The organism is Nonomuraea sp. NPDC051941, from assembly GCF_044593615.1.
This window is the reverse complement of record NZ_JBIUCF010000022.1, coordinates 1-18,904: the sequence shown is the minus strand read 5'-3', so window position 1 is coordinate 18,904 and position 18,904 is coordinate 1. Positions and strand designations below refer to the sequence as shown.

The window sequence follows — 18,904 nt, the reverse complement described above, 5'->3', positions numbered from 1 at the left end:
CCCTCGGCCGGCCTCAGAAGGATCTCCCGGTGCCCGGGCCGGCGGCGAGGCGCCCGCGCGGTCACCGGCTGATCATCGGGATGTTCGCGCTGTCCGCGCTGCTCGGCGCGGCTGCCTGGAACTTGTACCAGACCGCCGCGCCCGTGCCCCTGTACACCCGCTTCGACGGGAGCATCGGCGTGTAGGTGACCGTGCCGGAGGGCGAACGCGCCCTCGACCTCCTCACGCTGGCCGTCAAGGCGGGCCCCTGCGCCGAACTCCAGGCGGAGGGGATCGCGCTCGACGAGAAGGAGCTGGCGCAGTGCGGGCCGGACACGTACGAGTTCGTGATGACCGGCCTTGCGACAAGGGGAGCTCCGCCGTGCTATGGCTATCGCATCACCCTCGACGGCGATGCGCGGTTGTCGGAGATGGAGCTCAACGACCGGACTCGGCAGGTCACATCGGTGATCGACGGGCAACTCTGCCGCTCTGGCGCGGATTCCCTGCTCCTGGAGCCCGTCCACATCAGCGGGCGGGCGAGGAAGCCACTTGTGATCTCCCGCGGATACACGACCGTGCTCGCCGCTCCATCGGTCATGTACGGGGGCGCCACGAACGCCGACGAGACGCACATCTCCTGGCAGCTCGGCCGCATGCCGCTCGACAGCGTCGTGGAGTCCGGCACCGAGTACGGCCGCGACAGGTCCGACCCGCTGCGGCTGGCCTGGTACCAACCCAGCCCGGAGACCGTCCCCGAGCCCACGACGCGCCTCGAGTGGCGGGCTGACCCCGATGAGCCGGCCGGGGACTCCGACCGGGGGGATATCTCGCCGGGCCGCACGCCCGGCTCATCTCCATCCCCGGCAAGCAGGCCGCCGAACAGGCTCTGTTCTGGGCCGGGCTCCTGGCGGGCGCCGCCGTGTCGACGCTCACGTGGGCGGGGGAACTGCTGCTGGAAAACCGGCGATCAAGGCGATGAGGCAGGGCATGGCTTCTGCCCGCTCGATGGCTGCCGACGCCAGAGCAACGGCCTGTCATTGGGAGTCTGGCTGCGCTGGGAGCGCGGCCTGCGCGAGCTGACCGGCCTGGCGCCCTGCCCCGCCGCTGACGACCCGGAAGAATGCCTGAACTCCGTGACCACCGCGTGCACGACCCGAACCCCCCGGCTCGCGCGAGCCGGCCTTCGAGGAGGCTGAGTGCAGAAATTGGCGCTCTGAACTTGATCTTCGTTTCGGTTCGATGACGAGAGCTGTTTGCCCTGATGGATGGGCCTACGGCCGCCCCGTTCGGCGCGCAGTCGCCGAGAAACTGGGGTTCGGGGACAACGTCACCCTGCTCGACGCGGCGACCGGCCCCAAGTCACCACTCGCCGTGACTCAAAGGGTGAGTGGTGACTGGTCCGGCAGCACGGCTTGCCGAAACTATGGCATGCCGTGGAGTAAGTGATTTCGACCTGGCTGCGCGCGAGTTCCCCACACCAATCGGACTTCGGGCTCACCGTGACACGAGGAACAACGGTGATGGCTCAGTGCCCCGGACGGACCTTTCTGGAATCTGCCTGCCTGGCGATGGGCATGCGGTCGGGAGTACTGACCACTCAGGACGCTGCCCAGAAGTACCAGCCCTGGTCATCAAAGCAGGGATGGGTCTGTGTCCCACCTGCCTGCACACCGTTCCTCCAGTATTCGCAAATTCCCTTAGTGGAATAGGGGCCGTACCAGTGACCTGCCGTCTCCTTGGCCTGTGCGGGACTGACGGAGAGCAGCAGAGCCGCGAGGCCGCCGATCGCGGTAATGGCAATTCTTGCGGTGACGTTTCGCTTCATTTCTCCGCTTCCTTTCGTCGTTTCTTCGTCATACGGCCGGCCATATCGAGCACGGAACCGGAATAGGCGACCACTACTTGCCCAGCAGAGAAGCGACAGCCAATTCGGTTCCGCGCGATTGAAGACAGACGTATGTCTGGAGGTGCCGATAATTTCGTCACCCGTGTGTCATTTACGCTAATGTCCAAGAAGACTTGGCGCCAGGTAACCAGCAGGACATTCATAGGACATTTCGCCGCTGACAGGAGCAGTTCGTGAGAGTCAGACGCACCCGTGTAGCAACCGGGCCAGGCTCACGTCCCCCGATTCGATGGCCGCCTCCAGCCAGTCAGCGGTCGCCCGGACGCGCGCCACCGCGGCGCGCTCGTCTTCGGTGAACCGATGGTCGCGAAGACCGGGTAGTACCCGGCCCACCGAGGTCACGAACAGGGAGCACGCCCCGACGAGGTCGAGGAAGTCGCGGCTGCGCTCGATGCGGGGCAGGGCGGGCGTACGCTGCCGTACCTCCTGGCCGACCTGCTGAGCATGCTCGACGGCGCCCGGTTGACCATGTGTTCAGCCAAATCGTCGCGCATGGACCGCTCAGCCACCTGCAGGGATTTCACCGTCGCGCACGCGAGTACGGAATAAATGCACAGTAGCGAAGAGAACTACGGACAAGCCGGTGCTTCACAGCCTTCTGCACGGATCCCCGAAAGCCCCGAGCGGCACCCGGCTCAAAGGCGCTCCAGGGGATCGGCGATCGTGATCCGCCCGTGCCGGCCTGCCGGGCCACCGGCCCGGTGATCGAAGCGAGCACAATCTCAGTTGGCGGAGCAGCAGAGCGTTCATGAGGATGAGAACGCGCATGATGGCCCGGGCAGCGCGCGGGCCATCATGTGAATTGTGAAGGACATGGTGACGTTGATGTCGCGGTGGCAGGCTGTTGAGGACCGCGTCCGTGATGAACATCCTCCGGAAGTCCTTTGCGCGAAGCGCCGCCGTGGACCACGCCACGGCTCATCTTGATCGGATGGTCTGCCGCTGTCTGGTCGAGATGGTAGGAACTACCCGTTGGTTGATCTTTTCCGGACGGAGTGCGCGTTCCTATGTCGGACGGACCGAAGACCTCAGAGCTCTCCGAGATTCTTCGTGAGATGTGCAGACAGATCGCCGGGGCGGCGCCGGAGGGCTGGCTGCGGGCGACGGCGAACGGTTTTGCCGACAAGCAGGGCGTCGGGCTTGCTGGTGTGTCGTACAAGCTGGCCGCCAGTGACGAATACACCGCAGAAGTGGATCTGCGGCGCTGCCTGCGCCAGGCGTACAGGGCGTCAGGTGCCTCAGAACAGGGCCTGACCATCGAGCTGACCGTCGATGCTTCCGGAAGGTTCGAGGCGGTCACCGGGCGCGGGGTGAGCAGGGTGAGCCATCCCAAACGTGGCTTTATGTACGTGCTCGAACCTGAAACTCTCCCGCCCGACCCCGGGGATGAGCAGGACGGGCCCGTGAACCCCACACCAGCGGGCGACCCAGAGGAGGCCGTCCGCCTGCTGCGCGAGTACCTCGGGCGGCGAGCCGAGCTCCTTGGCGGCATGCTGGACGACCCCTGCGGCATACTGCCCGCCCCGCTGCCGCCCGCGCGGCTGGAGGAGGTGGAGAGCAGGCTGAACGTGGCGTTTCCGGCAGATCTGCGCGCGTTGTACGGCGTGGCCGACGGCGATGGGCAAGCCGGACTCTTCGGGCGACTGTCATGGTGGATGGATGCGGCCGGAGTGGTTGCGGTGCATGACGGTGACCGCCATTGGGCACCACCCCGCTGGAGAGACCAGCCTTTCAGGCCCTTCGTCCACGACGCCGACCCTCCCGGGACGGTGCGGCGGTCGGTGGATCGGCGCGGTTGGATCCCGTTCGTGATCGGGACCGACGGTAACTACCTCGCGGTGGACATGGATCCGGCCAGCGGGGGCCGGCCCGGGCAGGTCATCCGCATCGGCTCCGGCCACTACCACGGACCCACATATGTCGCCGACTCGGTGACGACCCTGCTCCGCCGCTATGTGGACGCACTCGCTCGCGGCGACCACAGGATCGGCGAGGACGGCGACCTGTGGATCGACGTTCCGGAACCGCCCAAGGGCGCAGGCACACACCTGCAGACGTTGCGGGTGACCGAAGACAACGAAGCCGACCTCCAGCTCGCACGCCAGGCCCCCTTCTTGCGGGTGGTGGAGCTGTCCCGCTGCCGGTCCGCCGACCTCACGGCGCTACATGAAGCTCCGGTCGAAACGCTCGACATCGATCTCAAGACGATCGACCTGGCCCCGCTGGCCGGCCACCCGACCCTGCGGGCCGTGACCTTGACCACGCCTGACCCCGTTGACCTGGGCACGCTCCGCACCCTTCCCCACCTGGAGGGACTGGATCTGTCCCGCGCGTCCACCCGCGGCATTCGGGTGATCGCCGAACTGGAGGGACTGCTGTACCTGGCGCTGCGCTATGAGCAGTGGCAGGAGTTGTGGGCGCATACCGATCGGATGCCTGCGCTCGCGGCTGCGTTCCTGGCCGGCAAGGTCCCGTACGACAAAGTCGCCGACTGGACGGCCCAGCTCAACGCCCATACGGTTGACCGTCGGCCCACCGCCCAGCAAATCCATTACGGCCATCGATGACCCAGCACACCAGTTCCGTTGGCGCCAAGCCCGCTGATCTGACCGGCCTCAGCGCCAATGGCCGACAGGAGCCCCACCTCAGCGGCACAGCACCGCCCACTGCCCCACATTCAGCAGCCCGCACAGGGAGGCCCACAACCACTGCTCGCCTGACGCCCCCACTGCCAAGCCGAACTGTTTCATAGGCGACCACCTATGAAACACCCCTATGAAACGATCTCGGGGTGCACGACGACGACTTCCCCCGCGTGGAGGCCCACGCCTGCCCGATGACCTCCTGCGCCGCCCCGCCCGGCTCGCCCTGCCGCACCGGCCGGGGCAGGGTGGCCCGTCATCACCAGCGGCGCAAAGAAGGGCCGTCACCCCTCGGCCGCGACCGTCCTGCGTATGCTGCGCGACCACGACCAGCAGACCGCGATCTGACCGGCCGGGCCCGTCAGGGCCCGGGGGACGGCTGGATGCGGGAGTTATCACAGACGGATCGCCTCGGCCGCGCGGCGGCAGACCGGGTAGACCGGGACCCCCGCCGGTGTCCAGCCCTCCGCCAGGCGGTCATCGGTCACCACGATCTCCCACTGGCCAGGGGCGACCATGCCCACCACCCGCCCGGCAGCCACGGCCACGACATCTCATCCGTGTCGTCGGCCGTCAGCGGGTGGCGGACCTGCACCGGCGACGCGTCCGGAACGGGTTCGCCCGCCGGGCCAGCTCATCGGCCAAGGTCTCTACGCCCAGCTCCAGGTCCGACTTGGCCGGCGTCGCCTCGCTCGTGCCCGCGGCCAGCTCATCGGCCAGCACCAGGATGCCCGTGTTGCTCGGCGCGAACGCCTCCACCGCGGCCACGTACTGGTCGACCTTCGCGGCCGTGGCCGCGTTCAGCTCCTGGGCCTGCCAGCGCTCACCGGTCTCGACCCACAGCCACAGGTCATCGCGCTGCCTCCGAACACCTGCCGCTGCGCGCGGGGTTTCGATTGGAATCCGGTCGATCGCTTTGCGGCTGGCGGTGGTGGCCAGGAGCCTGTGACGAACCAACCCTTGCTCATCTGTCTCTCCGTTCTGGGATGTTCTACCAGGCGAGGGGGCCGAGGCGATCGATGAAGATCCCGGTCGGGCCGTCAGAGGCGAGCGTCGCGAGCTCGATGATCGGATCACTGCCCTCGGTGACCGTCAGCTCGCCCGTGTGCATGTTCATGTCGGTGGCGGTGAACCTGCCGTTGGCGACCTCGCCGGGGGTCACGGCGTTGAACTTGATGGCCGGCAACGCCTGGGCGTATCGGACGGTGATCATGTTCAGCGCCGCCTTCGACGAGGTGTAAGCGAGTTCGTACATCTTCGAGACGGCTTGCCCGGGGTCAGTCACGAACGCGATAGACCCCCCGGCGCCGGTGACCATCACCACCCGCGGGTTATCGGCCGCCTGCAACAGCGGCAGGAACGCGTGCGTGACCCGGACCGGCCCGTACACATTGGTGTCGTAGACGGCGTGGATGTCCTTGGCCGTCGCGTCCGCCGGGTTGACACCGCCGCCCGGCGTGCCGGCGTTATTGATCAGTACGTCGATCCGGTCGGTGTGCTCTCGGACCAGCCGCACAGCCCCGGCCACCGACTCCTCCGAGGTCACGTCCAACGGGACCACGATGACGCGTACGCCGTCGGCGGCCAGCTTCTGCGCGGCGGCCCTCCCCCTGCCCTCGTCGCGTGAGCCGAGGAAGACTTTCCAGCCCAGCTCTCCGAGCCTGCGCGCCGTCTCGTAGCCCAGGCCTTTGTTCGCTCCGGTGATCAATACTGAAGTCATGCTCTCTCCTGATGTCGTTGTGCTTACGACCATGTGGCGGTTCCGGCCCGATTTCTGTGACGCTGCCGAGGTGTGATGTAGGCCACCAGCGGCGGTTGTCACAAACCGGCGGGATCGGCGTCTTGTGTGCAGGCACCATCGAGATCAGAGTGGAGGGCCGGCAATCGTAAGGGCAGGAGTGAAGTCGTTCCGGGAGGCCAGGCAATCGGGATGTGGAGTCCGACGACACGACCGCTGGGAATGTGAGGCGACGCGTCGTTCGTTATGCCGCGGCGGCCGGGTGAAAGAGCCTGTCTCCACGGCTCACGACCAGTGGTAGCCCCAAGCTCAGCATCGAGGCGGTCGCGGCCCGGGCCGGCGTTGGCGCAAACACACCGTCTACCGCCGCTGGCCTTCGTGCGGCCTGCTGTTCCTCGACGCGGTCCTCAGCCTGAACACCGCAGGCCTGGACCACCCTGACACCGGCGACATCGTGGCCGATCTACGCGAGGTGATGACCAGGGCCGCCGACCTGCTGGGCCAGCCACAATGGGGCCCGCTGTTCCAGGACCTCATCGGCGAAGCCCGGCACGATCCAGAGGTCGCCGCCGCACTCAACCGGCGTTTCATCGCACCACAGACCGCCAACACCCTGGCTCGCCTCAAGGCCGCCAAGGTCCAGGGTCAACTCGCTCCCGACTTCGACCTGGACCTGGCGTTCGAGATCCTGTCGGGCCCCTTGTACTACCGGCTGCTGATCACACAGCAGCCAGTGACCCACGCCTACATCGACCGTGTACTCCATGCACTCTTCGCCGGATTGAGCCCCAGACCGCAAACGCGATAGCGAACGGTCGACCGACTGGTCCGCCCCTTTCTTAACCTGATGCGGCCCGGACGGACGCGTAGTTCACCCGGGGTAGGGCTTACTCCTGCAGGATGGACAGGGCTCGGGATGGGCACAGGGTGACGGCGTGGCGCGCCTGTGCGGCGCTCTGGTCGTCGGGCTGATCGGTCAGCAGGGCCACGATCCCGTCGTCGTCCTGGTCGAAGACGGCCGGTTCGGTCAGGACGCACTGGCCGGAGCCGACGCAGGCCCCGGTGTCGGCTTTGACGCGCATCATGTCCTGCTCACCAGGTGACGGGGAGTTCGTGAACGCCGTAGATGACGGCGTCGGTCTTGAACGGCAGCTCCTCGGCCGGTGTGGCGAGCCGCAGGGTGGGGATGCGGCGGAACAGCGTGTCGAAGACGATCTGCAGTTCCATCCGGGCCAGGTTCTGGCCGAGGCACTGGTGCGGGCCGAAGCCGAAGGCGAGGTGGTGGCGGGCCCCGCGCTCGACATCCAGTTCGGCCGGATCCTTGAACGCCGCCGGGTCCCAGTTGGCCGACAAGCCTGAGACGATGACGCCCTCGCCGGCCTTGATGCTCACCCCGCCGATCTCCACGTCTTTGGTGGCCAGCCGGGAGGTGACTCCGTCGGCGATGGTGAAGTAGCGCAGCAGTTCCTCCACGGCCATGGGCGTCCTGTCCGGGTCGGCCTTGACCAGGGCCAGTTGCTCCGGATGCGTCAGCAGCCCGACGACGCCGAGCGAGATCATGTTCGCCGTGGTCTCGTGTCCGGCGGTCAGCAGCAGGAAGGCCAGGCTCACCAGGCCCGCGTGGTCAAGGGTGCCCTCCTGGCGTTGCCGGGCGATCTGTCGGCTGAACAGGTCGTCGCTGGGTTCGGACTCCTTGCGGGTGACCAGGTCGTCGATGTAAGCGCGCAGCTCGGCGAAGGCTCGCTGGCGGCCTTCCAGCGACGTCCGGCGCACCATCATGGTGGTACGGCTCTGGAAGAAGTCGTGGTCGGCGTACGGGACGCCGAGCAGTTCGCAGATCACCAAGGAGGGCACCGGCAGGGACAGCGCCTGCACCAGGTCGACCGGCCGCTGGTCGGCGGCGAGCATGTCGTCGATGAAGTGGTCGACGATGTCCTGGATGCGCGGGCGTAGTGCGGCCAGCCGCTTCACGGTGAACTCGCCGATCACCGAGCGCCGGGCCGCGGAGTGTTCCGCGCCGTCCATGCCGAGCATCAACGGCGGCTGGCTACGGAGCTGCTGCAGGGTCGCCGCATCGAGGGTGAAGAGCGGAAAGCCGTCCTTGCGCTTGTCGGAGGAGAAGCGGCCATCGATGAGGACGGCCCGGGCCTCCTCATGTCCGGACACCCACCACGCCTCGCCGCCGCTGGCCAGGCGGACCTTGCTGATCGGCGCCTGCTTGCGCAGCCGCTCGTAGGCGGCGGGCGGGGCGAACGGGCAGCCCCGTCCGACCGGCAATTCCAGATCGGCGAGTTCGTCGGCAACGCTCTTCGTCATGAATGACCTCCCAGTACTAGATCTGGCGGAATGTGTTCTGCTCGTGGCGACCTCCGGAACCGGCGGTGTCCTGCGGAGGCTGAGAGTCGCTGTCGCGCCACCGTCAGGTCCATGTCGCTCCAAGGCCGTGGGCCGGTTCGTCACCGGTCTTCATCGCAGGCTGAGCGGGGTCTCGGATTCGCTGGGGACAACATCTCCGGGTCGCGGACGCGTAGGAGAGGCCGGTGATGCGGCAGTCCTGGGAAGGCCCGCGGCGACGGTGGCGGCACGGCGCACGCGCAGGCCGCCGGCCAGGCACAGCACGACACCGAGCGTGAGCCAGGTGACCAGGACGATGACGGAGTGGGTGACGCCGTGGCCGTCGAAGAAGGCGGTGGAGCGCAGCAACTGGCCACCCGCCCCGGGCGGCAGCAGCTGGCCAAGGACGCCGGACCAGCCGGGCAGCATTTCGGGCGCGGTCGCGGCACCTGACAGGGGATTGCCGATGAGCATCATGGCGACGGCGCCGAGACCGAAGCCCGCCACCCCGAGCAGCGACTCCAGCCCGAGGATGCTCAGCGAGGTGGCCGCGATGGTCAGGGCGACGGCGCCGCTGTTGGCCCAGTACGCGCCGCCCAGCGAGCCGAGCCAGAACTGCAGGATCGCCGCCGCGGCCAGGCCGCCGGTAATCGCGGAGGCGAGCGCTCCGGTGACCCGGCGGGCGGTGCCGCGGACCAGTCTGGCCAGCAGGAGCGCGGCGAGCAGGCCTCCCATGACCAGGGGAAGGGCTCCGGCGGCCAGGCCGGCGCCGCGCGGGTCGTCGGCCGGCAAGGCGACGAGGTCACGGACGGCGACCGCCGTGCGGGTGCCCGGTGCCTGCGCCTGGCTCAGCCCGGTCGCGACGCTCTGCAGGGTCTGGGCGACCGCAGTGCCGGCGGCGGTGGCCATGATGACCTGTGGGGTGCCGGAGCTGACGTCGATCGCCCCGTAGACCTCCCGGTCGCGGATCAACCGTTCGGCGGCCGCGGTGCCGGCGACCTCGGTGATCTCGAAGCCGTCCGGTAGACGTCGGCCGAGAGCGGTGCTGACCTGCTCGACCGCGGCGGCCGGCCCGGCGACGGCGATCGGCACATCGTGTACCGACGAGCGCACCGACGGCCAGGCGAAGGCGATGAGCAGCACGGAAATGCCCGCCGTGAGCAGGACGACCGCCCTGACCACCGTTGACCAGGGTGACCGTGGTGTGTCGGCTGCCAGCGGGGCCTGAACGGCCATATCTGCTCCTCGAATACAACGTTTGCGTGATTGACGTGATGACGGGGCGGGCCGGTACGCGGATGCCTTCGCCCGGAATGCTCCGCACTGCCAGGCGCGGTGGCCGGCGGATTACTTCAGCGTGAGCGGGGTCTCGGATCCGATGCGGGTCAGCTTCTGCGGGTTGCGGACGTAGTAGAGGCCGGTGATGCGGGCGTCCTCGACACGGGCCGCTATGACGCCGTCGATCTCGCCGTCCACGCACAGGAGAAGCGCCGGGTTGCCGTTGACCACGGTGGGCTCGCCGGCGAGCGCGACCTGGGCCTTGCCGAGACCGCTGACGATCATGCGGGCCACCTTGCCGGCGCCGATGATCGGCTGCGGCGCAGCCTGCTTGACGCCGCCGCCGTCGCTGATCAGGACGACCTCGGGGGCGAGCACGTCGAGCAGGCCCTGCAGGTCCCGGGTTTCTACCGCACGCTGGAACGACTCCAGCACCGCCCGGGTCTGGCTCGGGGAGACCGTCTCGCGAGGGCGGCGGGCATCGACGTGCCGCCGAGCCCGGTGCGCGATCTGGCGTACGGTCGCCGGGGTCTTGCCGACCGCGGCCGAGATCTCGTCGTAGCTCACATCGAAGACCTCGCGCAGCACGAAGACGGCGCGCTCGGTCGGCGACAGCGTCTCCAGGACAAGCATCAGCGCCATCGACACACTCTCGGCGAGCTCGACGTCCTCGGCCACGTCCGGCGCGGTGAGCAGCGGCTCGGGCAGCCACGGACCGACATACGCCTCCTTGCGGCGCTTCAGGATGCGAAGCCGGTCCAGCGAGCGCCGGGTGGCGATCCGCACCAGGTAGGCGCGCTGGTCGTGCACCTGTTCCAGGTCGACTTTCATCCACCGCAGCCAGGTCTCCTGGAGGACGTCCTCGGCGTCGGCCACCGAGCCGAGCATCTCGTAGGCGACGGTGAACAGCAGGTTGCGGTGGACGAGGAACACCTCGGTCGCCTCGGTGGCGGAGTCCATCCGGCCGTCACCAGCCATCGGCTCGGCTGTGCCCGTCGTTGCATCCCTGCGCTCGTTCATACCTGGCTCCTGCCTGTTCACCCGCAACTCCTGCTCCATGCACAAGGCGTCGGCGCCCACCGCTGTGTGACACCCGTGATCGGTGACACACGTCACACGACCGCACTGTCACAAAGTTCGGGGCGCCCACGCCACATGGTCGTCAGGACGCCGCGCGAACGATCCGCGGGGCACACAACCCCATGAGTGATCGCCTCGGCCGGTTGCGTGGTGACCGCCGCGCGACCGCCACCGCAGAAAGAACGGAAAGGACATCATGAGCAAGGTCTGGTTCATCACCGGTTCGTCTCGCGGCCTCGGCCGCCACTTCGTCGAGGCCGCCCTGTCGCGCGGTGACAAGGTGGCCGCAGTTGCCCGGAGCATCCCAGGCCTGGACGGGCTGGTCGCCGCCTACGGCGGGGCGGTGCTTCCGTTGGAGCTGGACGTGACCGACAAGGCCGCTGTCTTCGAGAGCGTGAAGCGGGCCAGGGAGCACTTCGGTCGTCTCGACGTCATCGTGAACAACGCCGGCTACGCCCAGGTCGGCGCGATCGAGGAGCTGACCGAGCAGCAGTTGCGCGACCAGCTGGAGACCAACCTGTTCGGCGCGCTATGGGTGATCCAGGCCGCGCTGCCCTACCTGCGCGAGCAGGGCTCGGGGCACATCATCCAGCTGTCCTCGGCCGCCGGGCTCATGGCGATGCCGCTCAGCGGCGCCTACAGCGCCTCCAAGTGGGCCCTGGAAGCCCTGAACGAATCCCTCGCCCAAGAGGTCGCCGACTTCGGCATCAAGGTGACCGTGATCGAGCCCGGCGGCTTCGCCACCCGGTCCGGCAAGAACCCCGATCCCCTCAACAACGGCCACCTGGCCGCGCCCAACCCGATCTACGACGCTCTTCGCCGGCGCATCGCCGCGTTCGCGGGAAAGTAGCCCGCCGGCGACCCGGCCGCCGCGGCCCAGGCACTCCTCAAGATCGTCGACTCCGACAAGCCGCCCCTGCGGGTGCTGTTCGGGCAGGGCTTCTACCCGATGCTCCAGCAGGTCTACGCCGACCGGCTCAAGACCTGGGCCGACTGGCAGGACCTTTCGGCACAGGCGCACGGCAACCTCGATCAAGAAGATCGGTGACCCAGGGCCGAGTCAACTCACCGGGAGCAAGTGAACCGACAGGAGCAACACATGAAGCACCGCATCGTCGTCCTGGGCGCCGGCTATGCCGGGGCCTACGTGGCCGGGAACCTGGCCCGCCGGCTGTCCCCAGCGGACACCGAGATCACCGTGGTCAACGCTGAGCCGGACTTCGTCGAGCGGCTGCGGCTGCACCAGCTCGCGGCCGGCCAGCAGATCGAGGCCCAAAAGCTTGCCGACGTCTTCGCGGGCACGGGCATACGGCTGCGCCTGGCCCGGGTCACCGCCGTCGACTCCGAGCGCCAGGTCGTCGCCATCGCTGACGCCGACGGCGGCGGCGAGCTCGGCTACGACACGCTTGTCTACGCGCTCGGCAGCCACGTCGCCGACTGCGGCGTCCCCGGCGTGGCCGAGCACGCCTTCCACGTCACCAGCCGGCCCGCGGCGCTGCGCCTGCGCGAGCGCCTGGACAGCCTGGTCAAGCGGGGCGAAGGCGGGCGTGTGCTGGTCGTCGGCGACGGGTTGACCGGCATCGAGACCGCCACCGAGTTCGCCGAATCCCGGCCCGGCCTGTCGGTGGCGCTCATCGCCCGTGGCGAGCTTGGCGCCCGGCTCTCCGACGGAGCCCGCACCCACCTGCGCCAGGCCTGCGACCGGCTGGGCATCACCGTCCTGGAGCACACCAGCGTCGAAGCCGTCGAAGCGACCCGGGTGCTGTGCGCCGACGGCACCGCCCTGGCGTCCGACGTGACCGTGTGGACGGCCGGGTTCGCGGTCAACCCCATCGCCGCCGCCGGCGGGCTGGAGGTCACCGATAACGGTCAGATCATCGTCGACGACACCATGCGGTCGGTCTCGCACCCGAACGTCTACGCCGCCGGCGACAGCGCCTACGCCATCGGCGACAACAGCCGGCCGCTGCCGATGTCCTGCGCTTCGGCCGGCTCCACCGGCAGGCAGGCCACGGACGCGATCGTGGGACGCCTGACCGGCCGCAAGATTGCGAAGAGCAAGCTGGACTACCCGGGCAACCACATCAGCCTCGGACGGCGGGACGGGATCCTGCAGATGGTCGACGACGAAGCGCAAGCAAAGCCGAAGTATGTGGGCGGCCGGAAGGCCGCGCGGATCAAGACGGGCATCCTCCAGATCTCGCTGTGGGGCATCTCGCACCCGACCTTCGGCCTGCCCAAGCGCAAGGCGTCCAGATCATCGGGCCGCGCTTCCGCGAGGACCTGTGCTTGGACGCCGCCGAGGCGATCGAGGCCCGCACTCCTCCGCTGACCCCGATCACTCCGCGCTAGCCGCCGGGAGGGCTCATCGGGCGCGGCGCAGACCGCGCAGGAAGCTCCATAATCCGGCTCATACCGAGATCGCCACATTGGAGCCTACGACCAAGCAACCGCATGGTCACACCGCCAGCACGACCTCGCGACTTGACGTCCAGCCTCTAGGGATGTCAGCGGCTCAGCCCGGGTAGGCCCTGCGGCGCTCGTGCTCGCGCAGTAGCCCGGGCATCGGGCAGCTGCTTGAAGGCCGTTGAGCCACGTTTAGGCAAGTAGGCGGGTGTTCGGTCCGAGATCTTGCGGATTAGTCGCCCGTTGATCATCCCTAAGATGAGGACGTGGCGGTGATCTTCATAACCGGTATGTCCGGCACCGGGAAGTCGACGGTTCTCGGCGAGTTGGCGAGGCTTGGCTATCGGGTTGTGGACACCGACTATGGCGATTGGATGGAAGACGTTCCGGCTCCTGACGGCACCGGCGCTGAGTCGCAATGGCGTGAGGATCGCATCACCGAGCTGATCTCCGAGGCCGAAGTCTCAGGCGTGCCGCTCTTCATCTCCGGAACGTCCTGGAACCAAGGCAAGTTCTATCCCAGCTTCGATCAGGTCATCTTGTTCAGCGCACCCCTCGAGGTGATGCTCGAACGTATCGCCGCCCGTGAAACCAACCCGTTCGGCAAAACCATCGACGAACGCGAGAGGATCATCAAAGACACGGCCGAGGTCGAGCCGCTGCTCCGCGCATCGGCAACGATGGAAATCGACACGCGTCAGCCGCTCACCGACACGGTGAGCCAGCTGAGAGATCTCATTGGCCCGGTCGGGACCGGTGAGCCGTAACGAAGCTCATGCCAGGAGACCCGACGCGCCGCATGTGGGCATCGGCCCCCTGTACGGGCAGCACATCCCACCGCCAGCGGCCTGGTGCCGCTCATCGCCGCCGCCACCGGAGCCGCTCCGGACCGCATCGACCATCTGCTGGCCGAAAGCACGCGCTGACCCGTCCCCAGGCCCCGTCGGTGTAGCCGGCGGGGCCCGGGCGGGTCAGCGGCTCAGCCCGGGCCCGCGGTCGACACCACGGTCGACGCCGCGGCCAAGTGGCGGCCGGTAGGCCTGGCGGCGCTCGTGCTCGCGCCGCAGGGCGGGCATCGGGCGGGTGGGGTCGCCGGGTCGGGTGGCGGCCGCGCGCTGGCGTCGGGCGTGCTCGGCACGGGCGGCGCGTTCGAGCTCGCGCAGGTCGCGCAGGTCGGCGCGCCGCTCGCGCTCGCCGTGGAGAGCGACCAGCTCTCGCTGGGCGAGCTGGTGGTCGTGGCGGGCGCGGGCGTTGCGGTGAGTGGCATCGTCGACGTCGCGGGCCCGGGCGCCGCGCCGGGACGCATCCAGGTCACGTTCGAAGTCGTGCTGCCGGCGCCGGACCATCGGCCAGACGGTGGCCGACGGCGCCGCGGCGGCGGCCCGCTCGGCGGCCACCTCCAGAGCCGGGCCCTGCGCCAGGATCGGTGCCAAGCGCTCCTGCGCGGCGGCCAGGTCCTCGCCGAGGCCGGGCAGCACGGCCTCCAGCTCGCGGCGGCGGGCCTGGTGCACGGGGCGCAACTGGCCCAGACCGTCGAGCTCGCGCGCACGTCCTGGGCGCGCTGTACGCCGCTGCCGCAGGCGGCCTGCCCATCCTCGCCGACGGCGGCTACGACGGCGCGGGCATCGGCGTCCACACACCGATCAAACAACCGGCTGGGAATCAGACCCTCAGCCCGGACAGCCGCACCTACAACCAACTCCTGCGCAGCCTGCGCTGTCTCGGCGAACGCGGGTTCGCCCTGCTCAAAGGCCGCTGGCGGATCCTCCAGCACATCACCGCCGGCCCCAGCACAATCGGCGACATCGCCCGCGCCGCCCTTGTCCTGACCCATTTCGAGCACAACTGGCTACCAGAAATTCGCTGAGATCACCTCAGTGCACATACCACCCATCAGGTACATGTCCACCCCCCAGCAAATCATTACAACTAAAGTCAAATCGCTTGCAGAATTAAGATGAAATATAGATAACGGAGCGTTCGCTTCCGGATGCCTAAAATTAACACTTCACTTTTCCCGGAAGGACGGGTTTTATAGGCGAGCGAACAAGCGCGCGCCAGCAAAGATCCGTTCCGACAACCCAAGGGAGAGTTACTGCATGCGCAAAAGACTCATAGCTGCATTCATGGCCTGCCTGGCACTAACGCTCGGCATGATCGTGAGCCTGACCAGCGCCGCCCAAGCCGCCGACCCATCACAGTGCGCTACCGATCGCCAAACGGCCATCGACCGCCAACTCACCAAGGCGCCAGGAGGCAAGGCACTCGACGAGCGCACCATCTCCTACCTCGAGGGCAAGGTCCTCGTCACCCTGGTCTCGCCGCAGTCCTGCGGGGAGACCACCACCATGGCCAAGTCGGACTGTCCCCTTGGCTGGCTCTGCTTCTGGGAAGACCCCTCCTTCCAGGGCACCCGATGGCAGTTCCAGGATGAGGGTTACTGGCAGGATCTCCGGCAATGGGGCGTCGACATCTTCTACTCCTTCTACAACCACCGAGCCGACGCCTTCCTGCTGCGCAGAACGAGCTCCTCTAACGTCCTCTGCTACAACGCAGAGGGCTCCGGCTCCAACGTCGGTACCACTGTCGGAGGGTACCGATACATATTCCTGCGCCAGACGGCCGGATGCTGAAGGCGTTTGTTTGAAGTCTAGGGACAAGTAGTCCCTCGAATGGGGATTCTCCGCCTAACCTGGAGGGATCCCCATTCGCCATTTCTCATTCACTGCTGGCAGTCCATTCTTGATCAAGGAACAGTGTGTACCCGATGACCGCCGGAGGCCGGACATTGAGCTTTCCGGCCTCTTTGGTGAGTACCTCTTCCAGGGCCAGGAGCCTGCCGTCCTCGGAGCTGACGATCAGGATCCATCTCTTCGGCAGCGAACGGTCGAAGTCGAACGCGAAGGCCTGACCTCCGCGTCCGGCCCTGTCCGCCACCTCGCCGGCCAGCACGAAATCGGGCTGCCGTGCCAGCATCCGCCATAGTCGGCTCGACATAGAGGGCTGGACCACATGGTGAGCATGCAGGATACGGATATTCCACAGCAGCCGGTAGGTCTGCGAGGCGTCCTGGGGCGTGCTCCCCCACAAGAGCCGTTCCTTGAGGTCTTCTAGGGAGGAAGCAGCCGCGAGTTCGCTCGGCGGGGGACCCACCGTACGCCGAGCGGCGGGGTACGTCTCGTCAGCGCGCGGCGCCACATCACTCACCGCCGCAGCAGTGATCTCGCTGGCCTGCTCGAACAGATCCGGGCTCCCCCGGAACTCCACGCGGCGTACCTCGCCGCCCGCTGCCAGCGGCGTCCACTGCTTGACCACTTTGGGGACGACCGCCGAGATGGTCGTGCCATCAGCGGTGGCCACGCTCAAGTCCCACGTGTTCATGGTGATGCGGCCATAGGCCGCTCCAGCAGGAGGCCGGGCATCGGCCTGTCGGGCCGCAAGCGCGGCCAGCGCAAGCAGAGCCTCTTCGGCAGATGGGACAGACATCGATGCTCCAGCAAGTCGGTAGGCGAGCAGGGGAGGTGTCGCGAGCAGGGGCGGCGGCGTCAACGACCTGTAAGCCAGCACGCCGGCGGCGACGGCCGCCGCGGTTCCCGCGCCGGCGGCGACAAAGCGCCGACGCGTCCACAGGCGGTGTTGCCGCTCGCCGGCAGCCGAGCCGGCGAGCGGCTGCTCAAGGATGGCACGCAGCACGGCCCGGGCCTGTCGTTCCTGAGCCGCCCCGGCGAACATGCCGGGGGGTACCGGGTTCACCCGCCCGACCAGTTGCTCAACGTCCCGCGAGTCGTTCATCGTCCGCTCACTCCTTACCTTTGCCTGCGGGAGCTGGATCAGATGCGGCAAGGAGGCGTCGCTCCGCCAAAACGGCCAGAAAGCGCCGTTTAGCGCGAAAGGCCCTCACCGCCATCGTCGCCGGCGTACAGCCCAAGACCACGGCAGCCTGGCGAACAGTCAGTTCCTCCCAGCCGAGAAGCTGAAGCACCTCTTGGTCGGCCGGTGACAGCGCTTGCAGGGCTTGCGTCAGCGCCAAGGCCCCAGCGACATGATCTCCCGGGTCCGGAACCGTCGCAGCGTCTCGGTCTCGTCGATCGGCGGCAATTCGGGCGACCAGTCGCTCACTGCGCCGCTCCCGGCGCTTCTCGTTGGCCAGCACCCTTCGCGCCACCCCGTACAGCCATGGCAAGGCATCCTCGTCGGCCTGCGGCACCACCGACCGCTTGCGCCAGGCAATCAGAAAGGTCTCGGCCGTCACGTCACGAGCCGTGTCCAAGTCCACCCGGCGTGCCGTATACCGCAGTACGTCCTCATAGCAGGCATCGAAGAGCCGGATTAATTTGCTCGCTGGCTCTTCCATGACACCTCCCTCCCGCAGATCGCTACATCTGTCTATGTCCGACAGGCCAACAACGATTACGAGGGCGTCGTCACTACTGGACACTGCACTCGCACATCGCAGATGCATAGGTACGTGCCTGTGGATCTGTAGCTGTTGGCCTCAACATCCGCGCTGGCGGGAGTTGTCCAGTCCAGCGGGCGATACGAGACACTCATGCCGCTGACCACTTGGGGAGGGGAGCCGATGGAATGAGACATCCGGGGCCGTTCGGCTTCCTGCTGGAAGGCTGGGAGAACCGCAGCGTATGGGGCTGGGATGAAGGAACCGGCAGCTGGTGGGCGCAACTGTGGCACAACGACCTGCCCGACGACCCGGTCGCCGACGCCCCGCACGTGAGCATCGGCCCGCTTGCCGGGCAGCACATCTCCGCGGCGAGCGGCCTGGTGCCGTTGATCGCTGCCGCCACCGGAGCCGATCCGGACCGTATCGACCAGCTGCTGGCCGAAAGCATGCGCTGACCGGTCCCGGGGCCCCGCCGCCCGTCGGCGTAGCCGGCGGGGCCCGGGCGGGTCAGCGGCTCAGCCCGGGCCCGCGGTCGACGCCGTGGTCGGGCGGCCGGTAGGCCTGGCGGCGCTCGTGCTCGCGCTGCCGCCCGGGTGTGGGCCGGGTGGGGTCGTCGGCTCGGGCAGCGGCCGCGCGCTGGCGTCGGGCGTGCTCGACGCGGGCGGTGCTTTCGAGCTCGCGCCGGTCGGGTGGCAGGCCGGCGCGGCGCTGGCGCTCTCCACGGAGGGCGGCCAGCTCTTGCTGGGCGAGCTGGTGAGCGTGGCGGGCGCGGCCGGCGCGGTACGTGGCGTCGTCGACGTCGCGGGCCCGGGCCTCGCGCTGGGCACCGAGGCTGCGCTGGCCGGGTTCAAGGTCAAGTACACCCTAGCGGCCAAGCTGGTCAACGAGCTGGTCGAGGCCGCCGACGAGAAGGTGCTGACCAAGACCATCGCCTGCTACGGCCGCGTCGATCTGCTTTGCATTGATGAGCTCGGCTACATGGAGCTTGATCGGCACGGAGCCGAACTGCTGTTCCAGGTTCTCACCGAGGGAGGAGACCAACAGTGAACCTATTTCAGCCTCATGCGGCCTGGGCAACGCGATGATTTTGAAGGACAGCGATGGCCTTGCACAGGTGGCCGGCCTTGGACGGGCTGCAG

The 18,904-nt window shown here is 67.9% G+C and carries 23 protein-coding genes and 1 pseudogene; 12 read left to right on the top strand and 12 right to left on the bottom strand.

The genetic code is table 11. The features are described from left to right. Positions 1 to 29 precede the first annotated feature (29 nt). Entirely contained in the window at positions 30 to 185 is a 156-nt protein-coding gene (locus ACIHFD_RS32865; RefSeq protein ID WP_397370188.1) for a hypothetical protein, read from the top strand. After that, positions 186 to 1,178: a hypothetical protein gene (locus ACIHFD_RS32860; RefSeq protein ID WP_397370187.1), complete on the top strand. Its 993-nt coding sequence runs from the start codon at positions 186 to 188 to the stop codon at positions 1,176 to 1,178. Between the two features lie 401 nt (positions 1,179 to 1,579). Here ACIHFD_RS32860 and ACIHFD_RS32855 read toward each other — a convergent pair whose 3' ends face one another. Next, positions 1,580 to 1,807, bottom strand: coding sequence for a hypothetical protein (locus ACIHFD_RS32855; protein WP_397370186.1), 228 nt, complete (start codon positions 1,805 to 1,807; stop codon positions 1,580 to 1,582). 261 nt (positions 1,808 to 2,068) lie between these two features. Then, positions 2,069 to 2,329: pseudogene (locus ACIHFD_RS32850) on the bottom strand (DUF6192 family protein); the annotation flags it as partial. Between the two features lie 614 nt (positions 2,330 to 2,943). Between ACIHFD_RS32850 and ACIHFD_RS32845 the strand changes: the two are divergent. After that, entirely contained in the window at positions 2,944 to 4,455 is a 1,512-nt protein-coding gene (locus ACIHFD_RS32845) for an SMI1/KNR4 family protein (protein WP_397370185.1), read from the top strand. 470 nt (positions 4,456 to 4,925) lie between these two features. On the opposite strand, the gene ACIHFD_RS32840 is transcribed toward ACIHFD_RS32845, so the two are convergent. Genes ACIHFD_RS32840 through ACIHFD_RS32830 form a run of 3 tightly spaced genes read right to left on the bottom strand, consistent with a single transcriptional unit; the run spans position 4,926 to position 6,250 of the window. Then, a complete protein-coding gene (locus ACIHFD_RS32840; RefSeq protein ID WP_397370184.1) occupies positions 4,926 to 5,078 on the bottom strand; it encodes a hypothetical protein in 153 nt (50 codons plus the stop codon). A 25-nt stretch (positions 5,079 to 5,103) separates the two neighbouring features. Further along, complete coding sequence (locus tag ACIHFD_RS32835) at positions 5,104 to 5,487, bottom strand: hypothetical protein (RefSeq protein WP_397370183.1); 384 nt, start codon at positions 5,485 to 5,487, stop codon at positions 5,104 to 5,106. A gap of 34 nt (positions 5,488 to 5,521) precedes the next feature. After that, positions 5,522 to 6,250, bottom strand: a complete 729-nt coding sequence (locus tag ACIHFD_RS32830; protein WP_397370182.1) for an SDR family NAD(P)-dependent oxidoreductase — start codon at positions 6,248 to 6,250, stop codon at positions 5,522 to 5,524. 472 nt (positions 6,251 to 6,722) lie between these two features. Between ACIHFD_RS32830 and ACIHFD_RS32825 the strand changes: the two genes are divergently transcribed. Continuing rightward, positions 6,723 to 7,076 carry a TetR-like C-terminal domain-containing protein gene (locus tag ACIHFD_RS32825; RefSeq protein WP_397370181.1) on the top strand — a complete coding sequence of 118 codons (354 nt, stop codon included), beginning with the start codon at positions 6,723 to 6,725 and terminating at the stop codon, positions 7,074 to 7,076. A 79-nt stretch (positions 7,077 to 7,155) separates the two neighbouring features. On the opposite strand, the gene ACIHFD_RS32820 is transcribed toward ACIHFD_RS32825, so the two are convergent. From ACIHFD_RS32820 to ACIHFD_RS32805, 4 genes are all read right to left on the bottom strand, one after another. Then, complete coding sequence (locus tag ACIHFD_RS32820) at positions 7,156 to 7,353, bottom strand: ferredoxin (RefSeq protein ID WP_397370180.1); 198 nt, start codon at positions 7,351 to 7,353, stop codon at positions 7,156 to 7,158. Between the two features lie 7 nt (positions 7,354 to 7,360). After that, positions 7,361 to 8,584: a cytochrome P450 gene (locus ACIHFD_RS32815; protein ID WP_397370179.1), complete on the bottom strand. Its 1,224-nt coding sequence runs from the start codon at positions 8,582 to 8,584 to the stop codon at positions 7,361 to 7,363. Between the two features lie 150 nt (positions 8,585 to 8,734). After that, complete coding sequence (locus ACIHFD_RS32810) at positions 8,735 to 9,838, bottom strand: hypothetical protein (protein WP_397370178.1); 1,104 nt, start codon at positions 9,836 to 9,838, stop codon at positions 8,735 to 8,737. A 111-nt stretch (positions 9,839 to 9,949) separates the two neighbouring features. Continuing rightward, complete coding sequence (locus ACIHFD_RS32805) at positions 9,950 to 10,900, bottom strand: RNA polymerase sigma-70 factor (protein ID WP_397370177.1); 951 nt, start codon at positions 10,898 to 10,900, stop codon at positions 9,950 to 9,952. A gap of 256 nt (positions 10,901 to 11,156) precedes the next feature. On the opposite strand from ACIHFD_RS32805, the gene ACIHFD_RS32800 reads away from it, so the two are divergent. The 4 genes from ACIHFD_RS32800 to ACIHFD_RS32785 all read left to right on the top strand — a co-directional run bounded on the left by ACIHFD_RS32800 (position 11,157) and on the right by ACIHFD_RS32785 (position 14,133). Further along, on the top strand, positions 11,157 to 11,810 hold the full coding sequence (locus ACIHFD_RS32800) for an SDR family NAD(P)-dependent oxidoreductase (protein ID WP_397370176.1): 654 nt from the start codon (positions 11,157 to 11,159) through the stop codon (positions 11,808 to 11,810). Between the two features lie 72 nt (positions 11,811 to 11,882). Continuing rightward, entirely contained in the window at positions 11,883 to 12,008 is a 126-nt protein-coding gene (locus ACIHFD_RS32795) for a hypothetical protein (RefSeq protein ID WP_363981333.1), read from the top strand. 51 nt (positions 12,009 to 12,059) lie between these two features. Beyond that, entirely contained in the window at positions 12,060 to 13,292 is a 1,233-nt protein-coding gene (locus ACIHFD_RS32790; RefSeq protein WP_397370175.1) for an NAD(P)/FAD-dependent oxidoreductase, read from the top strand. Between the two features lie 340 nt (positions 13,293 to 13,632). Then, a complete protein-coding gene (locus ACIHFD_RS32785; RefSeq protein WP_397370174.1) occupies positions 13,633 to 14,133 on the top strand; it encodes an AAA family ATPase in 501 nt (166 codons plus the stop codon). A 204-nt stretch (positions 14,134 to 14,337) separates the two neighbouring features. Here the strand turns inward: ACIHFD_RS32785 and ACIHFD_RS32780 are convergent, their stop codons facing one another. Continuing rightward, positions 14,338 to 14,886: a hypothetical protein gene (locus ACIHFD_RS32780; RefSeq protein ID WP_397370372.1), complete on the bottom strand. Its 549-nt coding sequence runs from the start codon at positions 14,884 to 14,886 to the stop codon at positions 14,338 to 14,340. Between ACIHFD_RS32780 and ACIHFD_RS32775 the strand changes: the two genes are divergently transcribed. Then, positions 14,793 to 15,233: a transposase family protein gene (locus ACIHFD_RS32775; protein ID WP_397370173.1), complete on the top strand. Its 441-nt coding sequence runs from the start codon at positions 14,793 to 14,795 to the stop codon at positions 15,231 to 15,233. The two genes, ACIHFD_RS32780 and ACIHFD_RS32775, sit on opposite strands and share 94 nt — an antisense overlap. Positions 15,234 to 15,465: 232 nt before the next feature. Then, positions 15,466 to 15,999 carry a peptidase inhibitor family I36 protein gene (locus ACIHFD_RS32770; RefSeq protein ID WP_397370172.1) on the top strand — a complete coding sequence of 178 codons (534 nt, stop codon included), beginning with the start codon at positions 15,466 to 15,468 and terminating at the stop codon, positions 15,997 to 15,999. An 85-nt stretch (positions 16,000 to 16,084) separates the two neighbouring features. On the opposite strand, the gene ACIHFD_RS32765 is transcribed toward ACIHFD_RS32770, so the two are convergent. Next, the gene (locus tag ACIHFD_RS32765) at positions 16,085 to 17,158 is read right to left on the bottom strand and encodes a hypothetical protein (protein ID WP_397370171.1); all 1,074 of its coding nucleotides are present in this window, start codon (positions 17,156 to 17,158) and stop codon (positions 16,085 to 16,087) included. A 7-nt stretch (positions 17,159 to 17,165) separates the two neighbouring features. Continuing rightward, positions 17,166 to 17,720, bottom strand: coding sequence for an RNA polymerase sigma factor (locus tag ACIHFD_RS32760; protein ID WP_397370170.1), 555 nt, complete (start codon positions 17,718 to 17,720; stop codon positions 17,166 to 17,168). A gap of 230 nt (positions 17,721 to 17,950) precedes the next feature. On the opposite strand from ACIHFD_RS32760, the gene ACIHFD_RS32755 reads away from it, so the two are divergent. Next, positions 17,951 to 18,220 carry a hypothetical protein gene (locus ACIHFD_RS32755; RefSeq protein ID WP_397370169.1) on the top strand — a complete coding sequence of 90 codons (270 nt, stop codon included), beginning with the start codon at positions 17,951 to 17,953 and terminating at the stop codon, positions 18,218 to 18,220. Positions 18,221 to 18,338: 118 nt separating this feature from the next. Continuing rightward, entirely contained in the window at positions 18,339 to 18,812 is a 474-nt protein-coding gene (locus tag ACIHFD_RS32750; RefSeq protein WP_397370168.1) for an ATP-binding protein, read from the top strand. Positions 18,813 to 18,904: the final 92 nt, after the last annotated feature.